Annotated in this window: 18 protein-coding genes and 2 tRNA genes; 11 read left to right on the forward strand and 9 right to left on the reverse strand. The window is 32.2% G+C overall.

Annotation, left to right across the window (positions count from 1 at the left end):
* The first annotated feature begins 137 nt into the window (after positions 1 to 137).
* The 4 genes from SCB73_RS17460 (at position 138) to SCB73_RS17475 (ending at position 1575) form a co-directional block, all read left to right on the forward strand.
* Positions 138 to 302, forward strand: a complete 165-nt coding sequence (locus tag SCB73_RS17460) for a cyclic nucleotide-binding domain-containing protein (RefSeq protein WP_320567474.1) — start codon at positions 138 to 140, stop codon at positions 300 to 302.
* 117 nt (positions 303 to 419) lie between these two features.
* Complete coding sequence (locus SCB73_RS17465) at positions 420 to 701, forward strand: Crp/Fnr family transcriptional regulator (RefSeq protein ID WP_320567475.1); 282 nt, start codon at positions 420 to 422, stop codon at positions 699 to 701.
* Between the two features lie 72 nt (positions 702 to 773).
* Positions 774 to 944, forward strand: a complete 171-nt coding sequence (locus SCB73_RS17470) for a hypothetical protein (protein WP_320567476.1) — start codon at positions 774 to 776, stop codon at positions 942 to 944.
* Positions 886 to 1575, forward strand: coding sequence for an MBL fold metallo-hydrolase (locus SCB73_RS17475; protein ID WP_320567477.1), 690 nt, complete (start codon positions 886 to 888; stop codon positions 1573 to 1575). The genes SCB73_RS17470 and SCB73_RS17475 overlap by 59 nt, the downstream gene beginning before the upstream one ends.
* 76 nt (positions 1576 to 1651) lie before the next feature.
* Here SCB73_RS17475 and lepB read toward each other — a convergent pair whose 3' ends face one another.
* A complete protein-coding gene (gene lepB / locus SCB73_RS17480; RefSeq protein ID WP_320567478.1) occupies positions 1652 to 3256 on the reverse strand; it encodes a signal peptidase I in 1605 nt (534 codons plus the stop codon).
* A 180-nt stretch (positions 3257 to 3436) separates the two neighbouring features.
* Positions 3437 to 4741 (reverse strand): M20/M25/M40 family metallo-hydrolase, encoded by a 1305-nt coding sequence (locus SCB73_RS17485; protein WP_320567479.1) that lies wholly within the window; start codon positions 4739 to 4741, stop codon positions 3437 to 3439.
* Between the two features lie 207 nt (positions 4742 to 4948).
* Between SCB73_RS17485 and SCB73_RS17490 the strand changes: the two genes are divergently transcribed.
* Positions 4949 to 6259 carry a hypothetical protein gene (locus tag SCB73_RS17490; protein ID WP_320567480.1) on the forward strand — a complete coding sequence of 437 codons (1311 nt, stop codon included), beginning with the start codon at positions 4949 to 4951 and terminating at the stop codon, positions 6257 to 6259.
* Between the two features lie 269 nt (positions 6260 to 6528).
* Here the strand turns inward: SCB73_RS17490 and SCB73_RS17495 are convergent, their stop codons facing one another.
* From SCB73_RS17495 to SCB73_RS17505, 3 genes are all read right to left on the reverse strand, one after another.
* A complete protein-coding gene (locus SCB73_RS17495; protein ID WP_320567481.1) occupies positions 6529 to 7110 on the reverse strand; it encodes an RNA polymerase sigma factor in 582 nt (193 codons plus the stop codon).
* 239 nt (positions 7111 to 7349) lie between these two features.
* A tRNA-Val gene (locus tag SCB73_RS17500) sits at positions 7350 to 7424 on the reverse strand.
* Between the two features lie 87 nt (positions 7425 to 7511).
* Positions 7512 to 7586 (reverse strand) — tRNA-Val (locus tag SCB73_RS17505).
* Between the two features lie 265 nt (positions 7587 to 7851).
* On the opposite strand from SCB73_RS17505, the gene SCB73_RS17510 reads away from it, so the two are divergent.
* A complete protein-coding gene (locus tag SCB73_RS17510) occupies positions 7852 to 9642 on the forward strand; it encodes an ABC transporter ATP-binding protein (RefSeq protein ID WP_320567482.1) in 1791 nt (596 codons plus the stop codon).
* Between the two features lie 163 nt (positions 9643 to 9805).
* On the opposite strand, the gene SCB73_RS17515 is transcribed toward SCB73_RS17510, so the two are convergent.
* The 3 genes from SCB73_RS17515 to SCB73_RS17525 all read right to left on the reverse strand — a co-directional run bounded on the left by SCB73_RS17515 (position 9806) and on the right by SCB73_RS17525 (position 12400).
* The gene (locus SCB73_RS17515; RefSeq protein WP_204251648.1) at positions 9806 to 10672 is read right to left on the reverse strand and encodes an IS3 family transposase; all 867 of its coding nucleotides are present in this window, start codon (positions 10670 to 10672) and stop codon (positions 9806 to 9808) included.
* Entirely contained in the window at positions 10672 to 11106 is a 435-nt protein-coding gene (locus SCB73_RS17520; RefSeq protein WP_204251647.1) for a hypothetical protein, read from the reverse strand. The genes SCB73_RS17515 and SCB73_RS17520 overlap by 1 nt, the downstream gene beginning before the upstream one ends.
* A gap of 124 nt (positions 11107 to 11230) precedes the next feature.
* Complete coding sequence (locus SCB73_RS17525) at positions 11231 to 12400, reverse strand: proline dehydrogenase family protein (RefSeq protein WP_320567483.1); 1170 nt, start codon at positions 12398 to 12400, stop codon at positions 11231 to 11233.
* Positions 12401 to 12664: 264 nt separating this feature from the next.
* Here SCB73_RS17525 and aroB point away from each other — a divergent pair, with 264 nt between their 5' ends.
* From aroB to recQ, 5 genes are all read left to right on the forward strand, one after another.
* A complete protein-coding gene (gene aroB, locus SCB73_RS17530) occupies positions 12665 to 13732 on the forward strand; it encodes a 3-dehydroquinate synthase (RefSeq protein ID WP_320567484.1) in 1068 nt (355 codons plus the stop codon).
* 297 nt (positions 13733 to 14029) lie between these two features.
* Positions 14030 to 15433 (forward strand): type III PLP-dependent enzyme domain-containing protein, encoded by a 1404-nt coding sequence (locus tag SCB73_RS17535; RefSeq protein ID WP_026728689.1) that lies wholly within the window; start codon positions 14030 to 14032, stop codon positions 15431 to 15433.
* Positions 15434 to 15538: 105 nt separating this feature from the next.
* Positions 15539 to 16507: a deoxyhypusine synthase family protein gene (locus SCB73_RS17540; protein ID WP_026728690.1), complete on the forward strand. Its 969-nt coding sequence runs from the start codon at positions 15539 to 15541 to the stop codon at positions 16505 to 16507.
* Positions 16508 to 16516: 9 nt separating this feature from the next.
* A complete protein-coding gene (locus SCB73_RS17545; protein WP_320567485.1) occupies positions 16517 to 16927 on the forward strand; it encodes a DNA primase in 411 nt (136 codons plus the stop codon).
* Positions 16928 to 17073: 146 nt separating this feature from the next.
* Positions 17074 to 19380 carry a DNA helicase RecQ gene (recQ, locus tag SCB73_RS17550; RefSeq protein ID WP_320567486.1) on the forward strand — a complete coding sequence of 769 codons (2307 nt, stop codon included), beginning with the start codon at positions 17074 to 17076 and terminating at the stop codon, positions 19378 to 19380.
* Between the two features lie 100 nt (positions 19381 to 19480).
* Here the strand turns inward: recQ and SCB73_RS17555 are convergent, their stop codons facing one another.
* Positions 19481 to 19996 carry a DinB family protein gene (locus tag SCB73_RS17555; RefSeq protein WP_320567487.1) on the reverse strand — a complete coding sequence of 172 codons (516 nt, stop codon included), beginning with the start codon at positions 19994 to 19996 and terminating at the stop codon, positions 19481 to 19483.
* Positions 19997 to 20000: the final 4 nt, after the last annotated feature.

Consider the following 20000-nt stretch of genomic DNA (forward strand, 5'->3'; position numbering starts at 1 on the left):
GAATTTGTAAGTTTTAAGCGTTTTAAAATCTGCTAGTTTTCGGTTTTTTATTAGAAAATTAAAATGCCTATATTCGTTATTTATGATGTAAAATATCAGAATTTTAAATTTGAAACAGTAAGGTAAATTATTATTGAATGAAATCATTAATTGACTATTTTGCAAAACTGGGCTTTCCAGAAAACACTTTAACTGAATTTTTGGGTTGTATTAAAACCAGGAGTTTCTCAGCAAATGAATCAATTCTTGTTCAGGGACAATTAGAAAATTATTTATCTTTTATTGATTCTGGAGTTGTATGATATTATGTAATTGCAAATGATAAAGAAATAACTTTTGATTTTGCTTTTAAAGATTCATTTTATTGTGCCTACGATTCTTTTTACAATAGGACCAAAACCAATATTTATATTCAAGCATTGACGGAATGCCAATTATATTCTGTTTCATACGACAATTTGCAACGTTTGTATGAAAAATGTGAAACTGCAAAAAAATTAGGCCGTATTGCAACAGAATATTTGCTTGACAAAAAAGTAAAACGAGAATTAGATCTTTTGACTAAAACGCCACAACAACGCTATGAAAATTTGCTGTTGGCACAACCCAAATACATTCAGCAAATTCCATTAAAATACCTTGCTTCTTATATCGGAGTTGTGCCAGAAACGCTTAGCAGAATCAGAAAACGCATTTCTTGACGAAAGTCAATTTCCGAACCACTTATTAAACGCAGCTTTGTATGATATTTTAACAACCAAAATAGAATACAAATGAAAGTTACGATTACTCATATTGATACGGCTTGCGTGTTGATAAACATTAACGGATTTAAGATTTTGACCGATCCGACATTAGATAAAAAAGATGGATTTTTTCCGCAATATGTCAGCAGCCCAATGGCATTTTCAAAAAAATATATCAATCCTTTCCTTATCAAATGAAGAAATTGGCAAGATTGATTTGGTTTTGTTGAGTCACGATCATCACAGCGATAATTTAGACAAAAAAGGAAGGATTTTTATTCAAACAGTTCCAATTGTTCTTTCTACGAAAGATGCTGAAAATCGTTTAAAAAATACCAATACAATTGGTCTTGATAATTGGCAAGAATATGCCGTTGAAACAGAAAAAGTGAAAAATCTAAAAATCACCGCAATTCCAGCCCCACATACTAATATTAAAAGATTAGATAAAATAATGGGCAAAGTGATAGGTTTTACAATAGAATTTGAAGGACAAACAAAGGGCTGTATTTATATTTCTGGAGACACAGTCCTTTTTGATGGAATTTACGAATTGGAAAAAAAGAAAAAAGTAGATGTTGCAATTTTGCATTTGGGTGCAGGCGCATTTCCGTATTTAAAAAAGAATTTGCGAGTAACTATGAATGGTGAAGAAGCAATTGCAACAACAAAACTTTTAAAACCGAATGTTGTAATTCCAATACATTATGAAGGTTGGTGGCATTTTAAGCAATCTGCAAAATCCTTAAAAAGTGAAATTGAAAAATCTGAAGTAAAAGAGCAATTTTTATGGCTTAAAAGTGGAAAGGAAACCATTTTGGCATATTAAATCGTTATAACAAAACATAAAAAAAGCTCTGAAATTTAGATTTTCAGAGCTTTTGATCTTTTAGGATTATTGATAATTAAGCCACTATTTTTCGCTTTTTTATAAATTTGTTTACGATGGTACAAAGAACAATAAAAACAATAAAATGTATTAAATAGGACTTTGGTTCGTTTCCGTTCACTACAGAAAAAACGCGATTCCATCTTACTTTATTGATGCCAACACCATCTTTGTCCCAGCTGAACCAAATAAAAACGGGCTTGCCAATAACGTGATCAAAAGGAACAAATCCCCAAAATCTTGCATCTAAAGAGTTTTGACGGTTATCGCCCATCATCCAGTAATAATCTTGTTGAAAAGTGTAAGTAGCAGCTGGTTTTCCGTTTATGATAATTTTTTTGCCATCAATTTTCAAGTCATTGTGCTCATATTCCTGAATAATTCTTTTATAAAAAGGCAATGTTTCTAGAGTCAATTGCACTGTTTTTCCTTTTTTAGGAATATAAATCGGACCAAAATTGTCAATATTCCATCCCAAAGACGGAATGTGCGGAAAAACGCCTCCATCTTCGCCCTTTGGCGTCAATTGTTTTTTAACCCCTTTTACAGCAGGATTATTTGCAATCAGTTTAGCTTCTTCATCTGTCAATGTCAAAAAATATTCACCGGTATTCGTCAAAGCAAAAGCTCCATTTTCATATCGGAGACCTTCTCTTGCGCCATATCTGTGAACAAGTGCTTCTTGATCAATTGTTTGACCTTTTGTGTCAATCAGAAAATTATATTGTGGCTTTGCGCTTTTGGGCAATATTGATAATTTTCCATTAATGTAAATATAGCCTTGACGGATTTCTAAAGAATCTCCAGGAATGCCCACACATCTTTTAACTAGATTTGTTTTTTTGTCGATTGGTTTATAATAATTTCGATCTGGATGAAAATTATCCATATCGCGTAATGTGTCTGCAGGCTGATTGAAAACTACAATTTCATTTCGTTGAATGGTTTCAATGGCAGGAAATCTAAAATAAGGCAATTGCAACTTGTTTAACAATGATGTTTCTTTTTTTGTCACATCATCATTAAATAAATATGATTTTTTGCCCAAAAAAGGAATTGAATCATGCACCATTGGCAATGCAACTGTGGTCATAGGAGTTCTTGAACCATAATTAAATTTGGTTACAAACAAAAAGTCTCCCGTGTATAATGTTTTCTCTAATGATGAAGACGGAATGGTAAATGGTTGTATGATATAGGTATGCACCAATGTTGCAACAACAATTGCAAATATAAGAGAACCTATAGTCTCTTCTGTTTTAGATTTGGGCGTTAAATCTCTATTTTCAATATAAGTGAGCTTTTCAGAATAGTTTATAAAAGCGATATACAACCCCAAAGTCACTAAAACTAGTATAGTGTCTTTTGTAGTGTTTTTTCCAAAACTTCGTATAATTTCAATCCAAAACACCGGAATCACTAACAGATTAATAATAGGAATGAAAAGCAAAACAACCCACCAACGCGGGCGTTTTATGATTTTCATCATTACCACCAAATTATAAATTGGTACAAATGCCTCTATAGGTTTTCTTCCCGCTTTTATATAAAGTTTCCAAGTAGATAATCCATGAATGATTTGCAATATAAAAATAAAGAGGAGCCATTGTGATAAATTCATATTTACGAAGTTTTATTGGTTGTTTTCTTTGAACAAAATCTATATTGATTCTGTATATGTAGCTTTTTATAGAAATTGTTACATAATAAAAAGAGTCAGTATAAATCAAAACAAAAAATAAAAAAGCACAGAAAACAAATTATTTTCCGTGCTTTTTCGATACTTTATAATGTACTTATGTTATTTCAATTGAGTAGTATTTACCCTTGTTGGTGTATCTTTTCCGCTTATAATCGAAGAAGAACTTGCTGCAATTGATTTTATTATTTGGGTCATATTATCAATGTCTAACGTTTCAAATTCATCATCGACTGTATGATACGTTAGCTCATTATCCATTTTTGAAGTAGAGATAGTATGGGCAGGAACTCCAAGCCTTGCTAATGTCGCGTTATCTGAACGGTAAAATAATTGTTGGTCTGGATAAGGATCTGGGTAAAATGTAAAACTCGTTCCCTTTAAATTATTTTGTAAAATCTGCCCCATATCCGATTTTTCGTAGCCTGTAATGTAAGCAGAGTTTTTCCCCCATTTAGATTCTGTTCCTATCATTTCAATATTGAACATCGCAATCACTTTTTCTGGCACAAGCTGTTTCGAAAAATATTTGGCTCCATAACCGCCTATTTCTTCAGCGACAAATGTGGTAAAAATAATAGTTCGCTCGTTGTTATTTTGTTTTTTAAAATATTTTGCAAGCATAATTACTGCAGTTGTTCCAGCAGCATCATCATTAGCGCCGTTATAAATTGAATCTGTTACAGTATGCGGAGCACCTTCTTCAGGAGAGCCTACTCCTAAATGGTCATAATGCCCTGAAAAAATAACATACTCATCTGGTTTAGTTTTTCCGGGTAACATTCCAACAACATTATTTAATGTTTTTTTGGAAATTGTATTTGTCAATTCAACCGAAAAAGTGGTCGCTTCTGTGGTGCCAAAAACAAACATAATGGTATTGTTTCCAGGATTAGCATTTATTCGATCAATATGCTGGATATTTGGTAAAACATTATCAAATGAAGGGTCAACTAGTACCAAAAGGTTTTTCGGACTTTTGTAATATTCATTAAATTTCTGGCCAATGTTATCCCCTTTATTGATTTTTACAATAGAAATATCGCTTTTTTCGGTTAAGGAAACTTGCGGAAGGTATGAGAATGTTACAACTTGATTATTGTTGATTTCTTTGCCATCAATCGTAATTTTTGAAGAAATGGCTTTAGAGGCCGTCATCGAAAATTCTTGTCTGTAATTTGCTGCTCCATTGAAAGTTTGCAAACCAATTTTTTTAAACTCTGATTCTATAAAGGCTGATGCTTTGTCAATACCGGGAGTAAAAGTTCTCCTGCCCTGCATATCATCGGCCGAAAGTATTTTCTCAATACGAGTTACTTCCTTGGTTGTTATAATTTTATCACTCGATTGTCCATGTACATTCAAATATAGACTTAGAACAAAAATACTTGCAATAATTTTTTTCATATTTTACTTTTATAAATAACATTTTGGTTGAACCAAATGTACGCTATTTATTTGCAAAACTTTAAAACGATTGAAATTTGAAGGAAATTTCGATGAAGTAGGATGTGGAAATCCGTCTCTATTAAGTTTGTAAATTGATATCTAAATATTCTTATATTCGTTAAAGAGCTACAAAATAAATTTTACTAATTATCAACTTAACTACGATTGAATCCAAGCATGAGAAAATGGAATATAATTATGTGTAAATCTATTATGGTCATTTTATTTGTTCTATTTGGAACTCAAACTTTAGTTGGACAAAATAATAACGATAATTTAAATGATTGGGATAAGATTGTTATTTGTGATGCTTATAGAGGTTGGTCAAATTTCGAAAACAACTTTCAGATCAAAAGGCAAGATCTTTTGCTTACATCATTAGAAAAACCAGACTCAATAATCAAAAAAATTGATCCTAAATCAGTTTCTGAAATACTTAAATTGATTAAAAGCAAAAATGATTCTGTTTCTTCTTTTAAAAATCCATTGATTTCTTTTGGAAGAGATTCTCTTTGGCTTGTTGATAATGCAGAAAAACTCTGGAAAAATTATAGAAAAAATAGAGAAACAACTGAAGAAATTGATTCTATCGCAATCGCTACATTAAGGAACTACAAAAAAGCGAATCAGGCTGCTTCATCTATTCAAGGTTCACATTGGACAGATGATTATCCTGTGATTATTTTTCATGCCATAAAAGGAAATGACACACTTTCCGCATATTCATATGGGCAATATTCTTATATGTTGCCATGGAACACAAACAAAGGAAAAATTTATAATTCAAAAATTTCAGAGCTAATTGCTGCAATATTGCCCGATAAGTTTCCAAACAATAAGGAAAGATTGAGTGGGATAAATTTTAACAGCACATTGGTTAAAGCAGTCTATGAATCTTTTCTTGAAGAGAAAGAAAATTATATAGAAGCTAAAAATACATTTCCTAGGACTTTCAAAATTTTAGAAAAAAAATTTGAAATTACGAAAGCAGAAATTATGGATATGTCTTCAATTGAGTGGGGTGGCGACTCAGGAAAGGAATGCTTAGAAATGTCTTTAAAGGATTTATCAATTTCAAAAAACATTGAATTTTATACAATTTCTGGTGTAAACGAAATATTTAGTACTAAGAAATCGATTATTACTAAAAAAAACGATTTACTACATTTATTGCGAGGAAATCCTGTCTATAGATATACTTTAAATTGTGATAATTGTTTAGGCCAAATACATTGGGTCAAATCTAAATCTTTAAGCAGGGAAGCAAAAAATAGTTTTAAAGGATATTTAGAGGAAAATGGGATAGATAAAAATAAGTACGATGGTAATTATAAGAATGCGATTTTTTTTGAACTGACGGAATACAGAAATTCAAAGAAAAGCTTTTCTCGCTGGATTTTCCTTGAAAATGGAACCTCGTTATTGTGGCAATTGCGTGGAGATTTTTTTAATGGATTTTCCAAAAGAATTTTCTGAAAACCAAGGTTATGTATGTAAGGAAATTAAATTATGAAAAATTCATTGTTTGGATTTGCAATTTGCGTATCTACAATGAACATAATACAACTTCGGAAAAAAAAAGACTAAAAAAACTCCTTAATTTCTTAATGAATTTTTACCTCACATCGAGTTCTGATTTTATGATGTAAAGCTTGGTAAAATTTAAGGAATGCCTTATGCCGAGATATGAACGCGCTTTAGCTTGAAAGGACATTTTTTTATAAAAACATCACTATTTCATATAATTAATTCAAACTGATTTTATTTTTTTTAATGACTTTTCTCAAATTATTCAACGCATAACGCATCCTTCCTAATGCTGTATTTATGCTTATTTTTTTTTCTTCGCCAATTTCTTTAAAACTCATATTGTAATAAATTCGCATTATCACTATTTCTTTTTGTTCTTCAACAAGCTCTTCTATAAGTTTTTTTAAATCAATTTGAAGCTGGTCAGTGATTATTTTGTTTTCAATATCTAGAGCGTTATCAGCCATCATAGAAAAAATCGAAAATTCATCCTGATCTCTTCGCATTGGCATTCGTTTTATTTTACGAAAATGATCAACAATCAAGTTGTGAGAAATTCTCATAACCCAGGAAACAAATTTTTCTTCTTCCTTGTATGAATTACGTTTAAGGGTTTCAATTACCTTAATAAAAGTATCTTGAAAAATATCATTTGCTATATCTCGATCCTTAATTTTCGAATATATAAAACCATAAATTCTAGATTCATGTTTGTTGATTAATTTGGAAAGTGCTTCTTCATCGCCTTCTAGATACTTTTTTACTAATAAAGAATCGGGAATATTCAAATCGATCATAACATTAAATTTTTAATTTTTGGAATCGCAAAATTAAAAACGAAACGGATCTATCTTTTGGCTAATAAAGGTTTTAAAGTATTAAAATAAGCTTTTTTATACAATGAAGATTTTCAGAACTGTTTATACTTCAGCAAAGCAGATTAAGAATATCAAAGCTAAAAAAGTGAATGATCATAAGAGGATTTTATGAAAACAAAAAACTCCAAAATCAATGACTTTGGAGTTTTTAAATTCTGTGGGCGATGAGGGGTTCGAACCCCCGACCCCCTCGGTGTAAACGAGGTGCTCTGAACCAGCTGAGCTAATCGCCCTATTTTACTAGGTTGCTATCATTTTGTGATTGCAAGTGCAAATATACAGCTAGATTTTATATTTGCAAGTATTTTTATAAAATTTTGTGGGCGATGAGGGGTTCGAACCCCCGACCCCCTCGGTGTAAACGAGGTGCTCTGAACCAGCTGAGCTAATCGCCCTATTTTACTAGGTTGCTATCATTTTGTGATTGCGAGTGCAAATGTACAGTTAGATTTTGTATTTGCAAGTGTTTTTGAGGAAAAAATTAAAAATAATTTAGAAAAAAAAATTAGCATTCTATTTTTCAGCGGATTAAAAAAGGAAAAAAAATACCCGTTTTCTTAATTTTAGTTAAAAATGGCAAACTCAAAACGGAAATTAGAATATTCTTTTGTATTCACTTGCTATAATCATACCTTTGTCGTACTTTAATTGTAAACTCCAATGGCAAGATTTCAAGAAAATGATTTACCGAAAGCTAAATTAGACTCTAACTCGCTTCAAAAAGCACTCCGAATTTTTAAATACGCCAAAAATCACAAATGGAAATTTTTCCTAGGCTTGATTTTCCTTTTGTTAACCAGCGCCACTGCCCTTGCCTTTCCTAAATTAATGGGAATGCTTGTAGATTGCGTTACCAATAAAGATCTCGACAAGGCAAACGAAATTGCACTTGCATTAATGGGAATTCTAACTTTGCAAGCCATTTTCTCTTTTTTCAGAATTTCACTTTTTGTAAACTTCACCGAGAATTCATTATCAAACATCCGTTTTGCATTGTATGAGAATTTGGTAAAACTGCCAATGTCTTTTTATTCGCAAAAACGTGTTGGAGAATTAAACAGCCGAATCAGTGCCGATATTTCGCAACTTCAAGATACTTTTACCACAACAATTGCCGAATTTTTACGTCAATTTATCTTGATTATTGGAGGTTTTGTTATTTTAGGAAGTATTAGCCCGAAATTGACTTTAATGATGTTGGCTATTGTTCCGGTTGTAGCTGTTGCGGCAGTGATTTTTGGAAGATTCATTCGTAAATACGGAAAAAAAACACAAGATAAAGTTGCCGAAAGCCAGGTAATTGTTGAGGAAACATTACAAGGGATTAGCAATGTAAAAGCTTTTGCAAATGAATGGTACGAAATTCAACGTTATAAAAACAAAATCAAAGAGATTGTAAAAATCGCCATCAAAGGCGGGCAATACAGAGGATATTTTGCTTCATTTATTATTTTATGTCTTTTTGGATGCGTAGTTGCTGTAGTTTGGTACGGGATTACTTTGACCATCAGAGGTGAAGTTGAAGGCGTTGGAGATCTGATTTCTTTTGTCCTTTATACCACTTTTATTGGAGCTTCTTTTGGGGGAATTGCCGAAATGTATGCTCAAATTCAAAAAGCCGTTGGAGCAACAGAACGCGTTTTTGAATTGTTAGAAGAAACTCCAGAAGAAATCAATGCCAATCCTCATGCATCGAATATAGAAAAAATCAAAGGAAATGTAGCTTTTAAAAATGTCGCTTTCCATTATCCTTCAAGAAAAGAGGTTCAAGTTTTAAAAGATGTAAATTTCGAAGCTGAATTTGGACAAAAAATAGCAATTGTTGGTCCGAGTGGTGCTGGAAAATCGACTATTTCTTCCTTGTTATTACGTTTCTATGATATTACAGCTGGTGAAATTTTGGTTGATGGAAAAAACATTCACGATTATGATCTAGAAAACCTTCGTGGTAATATGAGTATTGTGCCTCAAGATGTAATTTTATTTGGAGGAACCATCAGAGAAAATATTGCTTACGGAAAACCTGATGCTACAAATGAAGAAATTATTGCAGCGGCAAAACAAGCAAATGCTTTCAATTTCATAGAAGGCTTCCCAGAAAAATTTGAAACTTTGGTTGGAGAACGCGGTGTGAAGTTATCAGGCGGACAACGCCAGCGTATTGCAATTGCAAGAGCTTTGCTTAAAAACCCTAGTATTTTGATTTTGGATGAAGCAACATCTTCATTAGACAGTGAAAGCGAAAAACTAGTTCAAGAAGCTCTAGAAGTTTTAATGGAAGGAAGAACCAGCATCATTATCGCACACCGACTTTCAACAATTAGAAACGCTGATAAAATTCTAGTTTTAGATAACGGAAAAATTTCTGAAGAAGGAACACATCAAGAATTAATAAATCTAGAAAACGGGATTTATAAAAACTTAAGCAATCTTCAATTCAGCAACTCTTAAATAAAAATTCCAATTTCAAAAAAAAAATCCAAATTCCAAATTTGGAAAAAAAACATAGGAACCAAACCCGACAGGTTTTTAAAAACCTGTTGGATTTAATCCAAATTCATAGTAATGACTAGTCCTAAATAATCGATACAGATTATTAGACAAATATATTTAATTAAACACCTGTAAGAACTTTTTTTGCAGGTGTTTTTGTTTTATAAGTTCTCATTTCTACTATGTTTTGTTTGTGCATTTGATTGGGTGTTAGCATATAATTAGAATAATGGGGTCTTTCATTATTATAAACCTCAATTGCATCTTTTATTAAAATCTTCATCACAGCAAGTTGCTGATTAAATTTATCAATATTAAATTCTTGTTTTAAAATTCCATTTATTCTCTCCGCCACTGCATTTTCATAAGGATCAGAGTTTTGTGTCATACTGCATCTTATATTGTTTTTATATAATAGTTTTTGATATTGATCAGAACAATACTGAAGTCCTCTATCTGAATGGTGGATTAATGTTTTTCCTTTGTCTCGGCGCTGTTTTATTGCATTTTTTAAAGCTGTTAAACTGCTTTTAGTATTCATATTATCTGCCACATAAAAACCCATTATTTTTTTAGAGTAAGCATCTGTTATAAGACTTAAATAACATGGATTCTCTCTTTTTCCGACATAAGTTATGTCTGATACCCAGACTTGTTCTGGTCTGCAGATTTTTAAATCCAATATTAGATTCTCATGCTTTCTAAATCTATGATGAGAGTTTGTTGTTATATGATAAGAACGCCTAGGTGTTATTAATAAATGATTAGCTCTAAGTATATCTATAAATTTATCCCTGCCGATTTTGAGTTGATTCAATTGGATTTTTAAAAGATAATACAGTTTTTTTGCCCCTATTCGGGGCATTGTATTTCTAATTTTCAAAACCAGACTAATAACTTCTGAGGCAATAAGCTTTCTGGAACTGGTTCTTTTTATTCTTCGATAATAAACCTGTCTGTCTATCCCGAACAAAGTACAGGCAAACATTATTGTTTGTTGATGTTCTTCTTTAAAATGTTCGATTGTTCGGGTGGTGAGTTTTTTCGAATGTCAATTTGATATTCTTTTTCTGCTATATCAATCATCATATCGAAAATAATAGCTTTTTTATCGGCAACGTAAGCCTGCTGTTCTAAAAATGATTTTTGTTTTTCTAATAATTTCACTTTGGCTTCAAGTTCCATTATTTTTTGTTCAGGAGATTTTGGCATAGCAGAAGGTGTTTGATTGTCCCAATCAAAGTTACCAAATTTTCGAAGCCATTGAACGATTGTAGAACGGGACTGAATGGCATAATCTTTTTTAACCTGGGAAATTGAAATTCTTCCTTGTTCTATTTCCTGAACAATTTGAAGCTTAAAAGACATGCTGTAATCTTTTTGGGTGCGCTTTACATAGCGTAATTCTTGATCTTTTTCCATAATGATACTTTTTGTGTATCGCTATTTCAGGACAAGACATAATTTCGAATAAAAAAGCTCCAATTTTATAATTGGAGCTTTTTTGTTATAGTGAGTGCTGTAAACTGAGGCAGAAAACTGCGAACTACTTCCCTTTTCTTCTATTGCGTTCTGCTTTAATCATCGATAATTCGCGGCTTGTTTGTCCTGCTACAGAAGTATTTTCTTCTGCACGACGAATCAAGTATGGCATAACATCTTTTACAGGTCCAAATGGCAGGTATTTTGCAACATTATAACCGTTTTCAGCTAAATTGTAGCTAATGTTGTCGCTCATTCCGTATAATTGCCCAAACCAAATTCTGTTGTCATTTTTAGCAATCCCTTTTTGAGCCATCATTTCCATCAATTTATAAGAGCTTAATTCGTTGTGAGTTCCTGCAAAAATAGCCATTGTGTCCAAATGCTCTAACATATAGTGCACTGCAGCATCGTAATTTACATCAGTTGCTTCTTTAGAAACACAAATTGGAGAAACATAACCTTTTTCTTCTGCTCTTTTGTGTTCTTTTTCCATATAAGCACCACGAACCAACTTCATTCCTATAAAGAAACCTTCTGTTTTTGCTATAACATGCAATTTTTTCAAATAATCTAAACGATCCCAACGGTACATTTGTAATGTATTAAATACAATTGCTTTTTCTTTATTGTATTTGCGCATCATATCCGTTACTAATTCATCAGCGGCATCTTGCATCCAACTTTCTTCACCATCAATTAATAATGCCACATCTTTTTTATGCGCTTCGCTGCATATTTTATCAAAACGAGCTACTACTCTATTCCATTCTTCTTGCTCAGCTGGAGACAGAGTTTGTTTTTCGCCTAATTTTTCGTACAATTCAAAACGTCCTAAACCAGTTGGTTTAAAAACAGCGAAAGGAATCGCCAAACGTTCTTTTGCAAATTCTACTGTTCTTAATGTCATTTCTAGAGCGGCGTCAAACTGCTCCTCTTCTTCTTTTCCTTCAACAGAATAATCCAAAACAGATGAAACTCCTTTTGTAAACATTTTGTCAACCACCGTAAGGCAATCATTTTCATTTACTCCGCCACAAAAGTGATCAAAAACAGTTGCACGAATAAGTCCTTCAACCGGAAGATGCGCTTTGATGGCAAAATTAGTAACAGCAGTTCCAATTCTGACAAGTGGCTCACTGTCAATCATTTTAAAAAGAAAGTAAGCTCTGTCTAGTTCTGTATCACTCTTTAGCGAAAATGCAACTTGAGTGTTATCGAATATTTTTTCCATTAAGTTTAATTTTTATGCAAAGATATAGAGTGTTTTGAATATTGTTTACAAAACGGTATTATAATTTTGCATATTTTTAGTTAAAGTTACCATTTGGAGCAAAAGTTTAAAGAATTAAGAATATTAGCACATAATCTGCGTGACGTGGCATGCTCAATAAAATTTCGAATAAATTATGGTGTTTATCCAACAAATTAGAACCAAAGTTTGAATATTATTTGTTAAAAAATGCCTTATTTTGCGGTTTCAATTAACTTGCAAATTATGAAATCGATTCAAGCCAATAATTATTTCGTTCATTTCAACCAAAATGCTTACGAAGCTTTAAATAAACATTTGAAAGAAAATAAATACTCCAATATATTTATAATTGTTGATGATCAAACAAACGAACACTGTTTGCCTAAATTCATTCCGCTTTTAGAAACAGATTTAGCGATCGAAATCATTGAATTTGAAGCTGGCGAAGCAAATAAAAATATTGAAACTTGTATTGAAATCTGGAATATATTGACAGAACTGGGTGCCGACAGAAAAACACTTATTATTAATGTAGGAGGTGGCGTTGTTACTGATTTAGGTGGTTTTGTTGCTTCTACTTTTAAAAGAGGCGTAGATTTTATAAATGTACCAACTACTTTATTATCTATGGTTGATGCTTCTGTTGGAGGAAAAACGGGAGTTGACTTAGGAAATCTTAAAAATCAAATTGGAGTGATCAACGTGCCTCAAATGGTTTTGATTGACACAACATATCTAGAAACTTTGCCGCAAAGCGAAATGCGTTCTGGTTTGGCAGAAATGCTGAAACATGGTTTAATATATGATGCACCGTATTGGAGACAGTTTTCAGACTTAAAATCAATTGTTTTTGACGAATTGGATCAATTGATTTATCGTTCGGTTGAAATTAAAAATGAAATTGTGGTTCAGGATCCAACGGAGAAAAACATCCGTAAAGCTTTAAATTTCGGGCATACTTTAGGTCACGCTATCGAAGGTTATTTCTTGGAGAGTGAAGAAAAAACTACATTATTGCATGGAGAAGCGATTGCAGTTGGCATGATTTTAGAAAGTTACATTTCACTTCAAAAAGGTTTGATTTCTCAAGAGGAATACAGAGAAATAAAAACAATAATTAAAGGTATATATGATGATGTAATTTTTGAAGAAAATGACATCGATCCGATATTAGAATTGCTGATTCATGACAAAAAAAATGAATACGGATTAATTCAATTTGCATTGATTGAAGGAATCGGAAAAATAAAAATCAACCAATCTGTTGAAAATAAATTAATTCTAGAAGCGTTTCAGGATTATAAATCTTAAATATTTTTTAATCAAAAGCATTGCTTTAGGTATATATTATTTTTTACATTTGCCTCGATGAAAACAAACAGAAAGCAAAGACATTTCAGCTCTTACAGAAACAGACTCAACAGTTCTTTACTAAGAATGTTGAATCGTTTTTATAATAGCAAAAGTCCGTTTTGTTTTGATGTTTTTTTATGTTCACGAGCAGAACACGAAAAGCTGCCCATTATTTTTGCCAATATTAGAGTTTGAATTTTAAATTTAGTGCCGATTTTACTAAATTTAAATACAAATTAAAATATTGAAAACTAAATGAATACAAAATATTCTGATCTAATAAACCAAACATACTATTTTCCACAGGAGGAATTTAAACTAAACAAAGACAATCTTCAATTTCATAATATTGATTTAATGAAATTGGTTGAACAATATGGTACACCATTAAAGTTTACTTATTTGCCTCAAATTTCTGAAAACATCAACAAGGCAAAATCTTGGTTCAGAAAAGCAATGGAAAAGAATAAATATGAAGCAAAATACTACTACTGTTATTGCACAAAAAGCTCTCATTTTGAATACATTATGAATGAAGCTTTCAAGAATAACATTCACATCGAAACATCATCTGCATTTGATGTTAACATTGTGGAGAATTTACTTGAAAACGGCAAAATCAATAAAAGTACTTATGTAATTTGCAACGGTTTTAAAAGAGACGAATACATTACGAATATTGCAAGATTAATTAATAACGGACATAAAAACACTATTCCGATTATTGATAATTACGAAGAACTTGATTTGCTTCAAGGCGAAATCAAAGGAAAATTCAAGATTGGAATTCGTATCGCTGCTGAGGAAGAGCCTAAATTTGAGTTTTATACTTCAAGATTAGGAATTGGTTATAAAAACATAGTTTCGTTCTATAAAAAACAAATCCAGGAAAATGACAAACTTGAGCTTAAAATGCTTCACTTTTTCATTAATACTGGAATCAATGATACCTCATATTATTGGAATGAGTTGGTAAAATGTATCAAAGTTTACATTGCACTAAAAAAGGAATGCCCTACTCTAGATGGCTTGAACATTGGTGGTGGTTTCCCAATCAAAAACTCACTTGCCTTTGAATATGATTATCAATATATGATTGATGAAATCATCAATCAAATTAAAATTGCTTGTGAAGAAGCTGAAGTTGATGTTCCAAATATCTTTACAGAATTTGGTTCGTTTACGGTTGGCGAAAGCGGTGGCGCGATTTATCAGATTTTGTATCAAAAACAACAAAATGATAGAGAAAAATGGAATATGATCGATTCATCGTTCATAACTACTTTGCCTGATACTTGGGCAATAAATAAACGTTTTATCATGCTGGCAATCAATCGCTGGAATGATACTTACGAACGGGTTTTATTAGGTGGACTGACTTGCGATAGTGACGATTATTACAATTCAGAACAAAATATGAACGCCATTTATTTGCCTAAATACAACAAAGAAAAGCCATTATATATTGGTTTCTTTAATACTGGTGCGTATCAAGAAACAATTGGTGGATATGGAGGTTTGCACCACTGCTTAATTCCCCAGCCTAAGCATATTCTAATAGACCGTGATGAAAACGGTATTTTAGCAACCGAAGTGTTTTCAGAGCAACAAACTTCTGATGATGTATTGAAGATTTTAGGATACAAGAAAAAAATGTAAAAAAACAACTGCAAATTAAATGTTAATATTTTAAAAATGCTTAATTTGCATACAACACAGAAGGTTAAAATCTTTAATTCAAAAAAAACAAAAAAAAACTAGGAAATGAAAGGACCAATCAGTCAGTTTATTGAAAAACATTATTTGCACTTTAATTCTGCTTCTCTAGTAGATGCAGCTAAAGAGTACGAGCAACAATTAGCAAATGGTGCTAAAATGCTTGTAAGTATGGCTGGAGCTATGAGTACGGCAGAAATTGGTAAAATTTTCGCTGAAATAATTAGACAAGATAAAGTACAAATTATTTCATGTACTGGAGCCAATCTAGAAGAAGATATCATGAACTTAGTGGCTCACTCGCATTATGAGAGAGTACCTAACTACCGTGATTTGACACCAGAAGACGAATGGGCACTGCTTGAAAGAGGATTAAACCGTGTAACAGACACTTGTATTCCTGAGCATGAAGCTTTCAGACGTTTGCAAAAGCATATCTACAAAATCTGGAAAGATGCAGATGACAAGGGAGAACGTTATTTCCCACATGAGTTCATGTACAAAATGTTGTTATCTGGTGTTCTTGAAGAATATTATGAAATCGACTTAAAAGACAGCTGGATGTATGCTGCTGCTGAAAAAAATCTTCCAATCATCGTTCCAGGATGGGAAGACAGCACAATGGGTAATATTTTTGCTTCATATGTAATCAAAGGCGATTTAAAAGCATCAACAATGAAATCAGGTATTGAATACATGACTTTCCTTGCTGACTGGTATTCAAAAAATAGTGATAATGGTATCGGATTCTTCCAAATTGGTGGTGGTATTGCAGGAGATTTCCCAATTTGCGTTGTACCAATGTTATACCAAGATATGGAAATGCATGACGTTCCTTTCTGGAGCTATTTCTGTCAAATTTCTGATTCTACAACAAGTTACGGATCTTATTCAGGGGCAGTTCCTAATGAGAAAATCACTTGGGGTAAATTAGATATCAAAACTCCGAAATTTATTATTGAATCGGATGCTACAATTGTTGCTCCACTTATTTTTGCATATTTATTAGATTTATAGGATATTTTTATGAAAAGAATTATAGTAGACTACGCCAAATTGACCAATGAAATTTTAAACCTTTTGGTTGAAAAATTCCCTGACGGTTATGACGATTCGGATGTAATCCGTTTCAGAAACGCTAAAAACGAATTAGTAGAAGCTGTTGAAGTTCGCACCGAAGACACTATTTATTTAGTAAAAATCAGTACTAAACTTGCTGACAGAATTGAAAATTACGATGAAGATGACGATATTGATCTTGATGTTGATACAATCGAACCAGTAAAAGGTCTTGATCTTGATGATGATGCAGCTGATGACGATGATGAAGATGAAAATCTTGATAAGCCAGATACTGATGGAGGAGATGACGACGATGATGACGATAGAGATAGTGATGACATCGCAGACGAAGATGACGAAGATGATGAAGATTAATTTATATTAAAAATAAATTCAAGGAACTCAGTTTTGAGTTCCTTTTTTTATTGACTTAACAACTAATAATTTCATAGTAATACTTAATCTGATTTTTTAAAATATAAGAAAATTCTTTAAATTTATATTTTAAACATAAAAGCCATATGACTACTGAACTCCTCCATACCAAGCTGAAAGAAAATTTTGGATTCGAAAAATTCAGACCAAATCAAGAAACGATAATAAATACAGTTCTTTCGGGCCAAGATACACTTGCCATTATGCCTACTGGTGGAGGAAAATCAATATGTTTTCAATTGCCGGCTTTGGTATTGCCAGGAATTACAATTGTGATCTCGCCATTGATCGCATTAATGAAAGATCAAGTAGACAGTTTAAAAACAAACGGCATTAACGCTTGTTATATCAATAGCAGCCAATCTGCTCAAGAGCAGCAATTTTATATCGACAGTTTAAAAACAAATTCTTTTAAGCTCGTTTATATTGCACCAGAAAGCTTGTCCTATCTTGATATTGTTTTTAATGAACTGACAATCAGTTTGATTGCTATTGACGAAGCACATTGTATTTCTTCATGGGGTCATGATTTCAGGCCTGCTTATACTAATTTAGGATATTTGAAGAACCGCTTCCCTTCTACTCCAATTCTTGCCTTGACTGCAACAGCAGACAAAGCCACCCGCACAGATATCACAAAACAGCTAAATCTGAGGAATCCAAAAACCTTTGTAGCTTCTTTTGACAGAAAAAATTTAAGTTTGGAAGTTCGTCCAGCTTTAGATCGTATAAAACAAATTATCGACTTTATCGAAAAGAAACCAAATGAATCTGGAATAATTTATTGTTTGAGCCGAAAAACAACAGAAGAGCTTGCCGAAAAATTATCTAAAAACGGAATTCAGGCAAAAGCCTATCACGCAGGTTTAGACAATCAAACTAGAGCAAATACTCAAGACCAATTTATAAATGATGATTGCCAAGTGGTTTGTGCTACAATTGCTTTCGGAATGGGAATTGATAAATCGAATGTTCGTTGGGTAATTCATTACAATCTTCCAAAAAATATCGAAGGCTATTATCAAGAAATCGGACGTGCAGGACGTGACGGATTGCCAGCTGAAACCATAATGTTTGAAAGTTATGCCGATGTAATTCAGCTTCAAAAATTTGCCTCCGAAGGATTGAATTCAGATGTGCAATTGGCAAAATTAGATCGAATGAAGCAATATGCTGATGCTGTAAGTTGTCGCAGAAAAATTTTGCTTTCTTACTTTGGCGAGCTTGTAACTGAGAATTGCGGAAACTGCGATATTTGTAAAAATCCGCCAACTTTTTTTGATGGCACGATTCTCGCGCAAAAAGCATTATCAGCCATTACGCGTTTACAAGAATCTGAACCTTTGGCTGTAATTGTTGATTTTTTAAGAGGCTCGAAAAACGCATATATCTACGAAAAAAATTATCAAACGCTAAAAACTTACGGAATTGGAGCTGATATTTCCTGGTATGATTGGAATCAATATTTGATTCAACTTATTAATTTAGGTTATTGTGAAATTGCTTTTCATCAACACAACAAAATCCTACTTACTCCTTTTGCTAAAAAAGTTTTGTTTGAAGGTGAAAAAGTAAAACTTACAACTGTTGTCAAGAAAGTAATTGACAAAAATGAAATCAGACAAGAAAAAGCTAAAGTGGCTAAAAATTCTCTTTTTGAAACATTGCGAAAATTACGTTATGAAATTGCAAAGGAGGAAGAAGTTCCTGCTTATGTGATTTTCAGTGATGCGGCATTGAGACAAATGGAGATTATGCGACCTATGAATGAAGATGAATTTCTTGCTGTTGAAGGAGTTGGAAAAGTAAAACTAGAAAAATATGGATCTGAATTTATAAATGCCATAATTGAATTTCAAAGAAATAAGTCGGTTGTCAAAAAAGAGAAAAAAGACAGTACTTATAAAAAAACATTGGAATTATTCGAAAGCGGAAATTCTGTTGAAGAAATTGCAGCACGAAGAAACATCAGCCAAACGACTGTAATTTCGCATTTGGCAAAATTATATGTTGATGGCCATAATTTAGATTTAAGCCAATTTCTTTCTGAAGAAGAAATCGAAAAAATCAAAAAAGCTCAAATAGAATTAGAAAACCCAAATGCTCTAAAGCCCTATTTTGATTATTTTGAAGAAAAAATATCGTACGATAAAATCAGGTTTGGATTAGCTTTTATAGAAAGAAACTTAAATAATCAAGCAAATCAAAAATCGTACTCTGTTGAAGAAATTCGCCAAACTCATACTGAAGCATATAAAAAATGGGATTCCACAGAAGACGTAAAACTTGCAAATCTTTTTAATGAAGGCAAAAAGATTGAAGAAATAGCAAATTTGCTTGGAAGAAATAATGGTGCAATTACTTCACGATTGAAAAAACTAGAATTGAAATAATTTCTAGATGTTTTTTATTCCGCCGAAATTGTTATTAAAAGAGAAACCCGACAGGTTTTAAAAACCTGTCGGGTTTGCTTTATCTTTAAAATTCAAAGCTTTACAAATATCTTTCCTTAAAAACTTTTTGATGATGTTTTTGATGTCCGATGATAGCAAAACCTAAAGCACGAACTGAAATTTGAATGTTTGATGCTGTTCCAATTCTTTTAAGCTGTTCTTCAGATAAGCTTTTATAAAACAATAAAGTTGAGTGTCTTAAAGCCGAAAGCTCAGTCAATAATTCCTGGATGCTTCTTGCGTTTGCATTTGTATTTTCGGCATAATCATTTTCTTCGAAACTTGGCAAAGGCGTTTTATCATTTCTCGAAAAACGCAATGCACGATACGCAAAAATGCGTTCACAATCTAAAATATGCTGAATGATTTCTTTGATTGTCCATTTTCCTTCTGCATAACGATAGTCGAATTTATCCATTGGAATATCTTGCACAAATCGAATGAAATCATGCAAAGAAATTTCCAACTCTTCAATCAAATTCACATTTCCTGCTTCGCGGATATAAGTTGCAAATCCGCCAGAATATTCATTTTCTAATAATTGGTCTGCATTCATGATT

The organism is Flavobacterium sp. KACC 22761 (genome assembly GCF_034058155.1).
Classification (GTDB): Bacteria; Bacteroidota; Bacteroidia; order Flavobacteriales; family Flavobacteriaceae; genus Flavobacterium.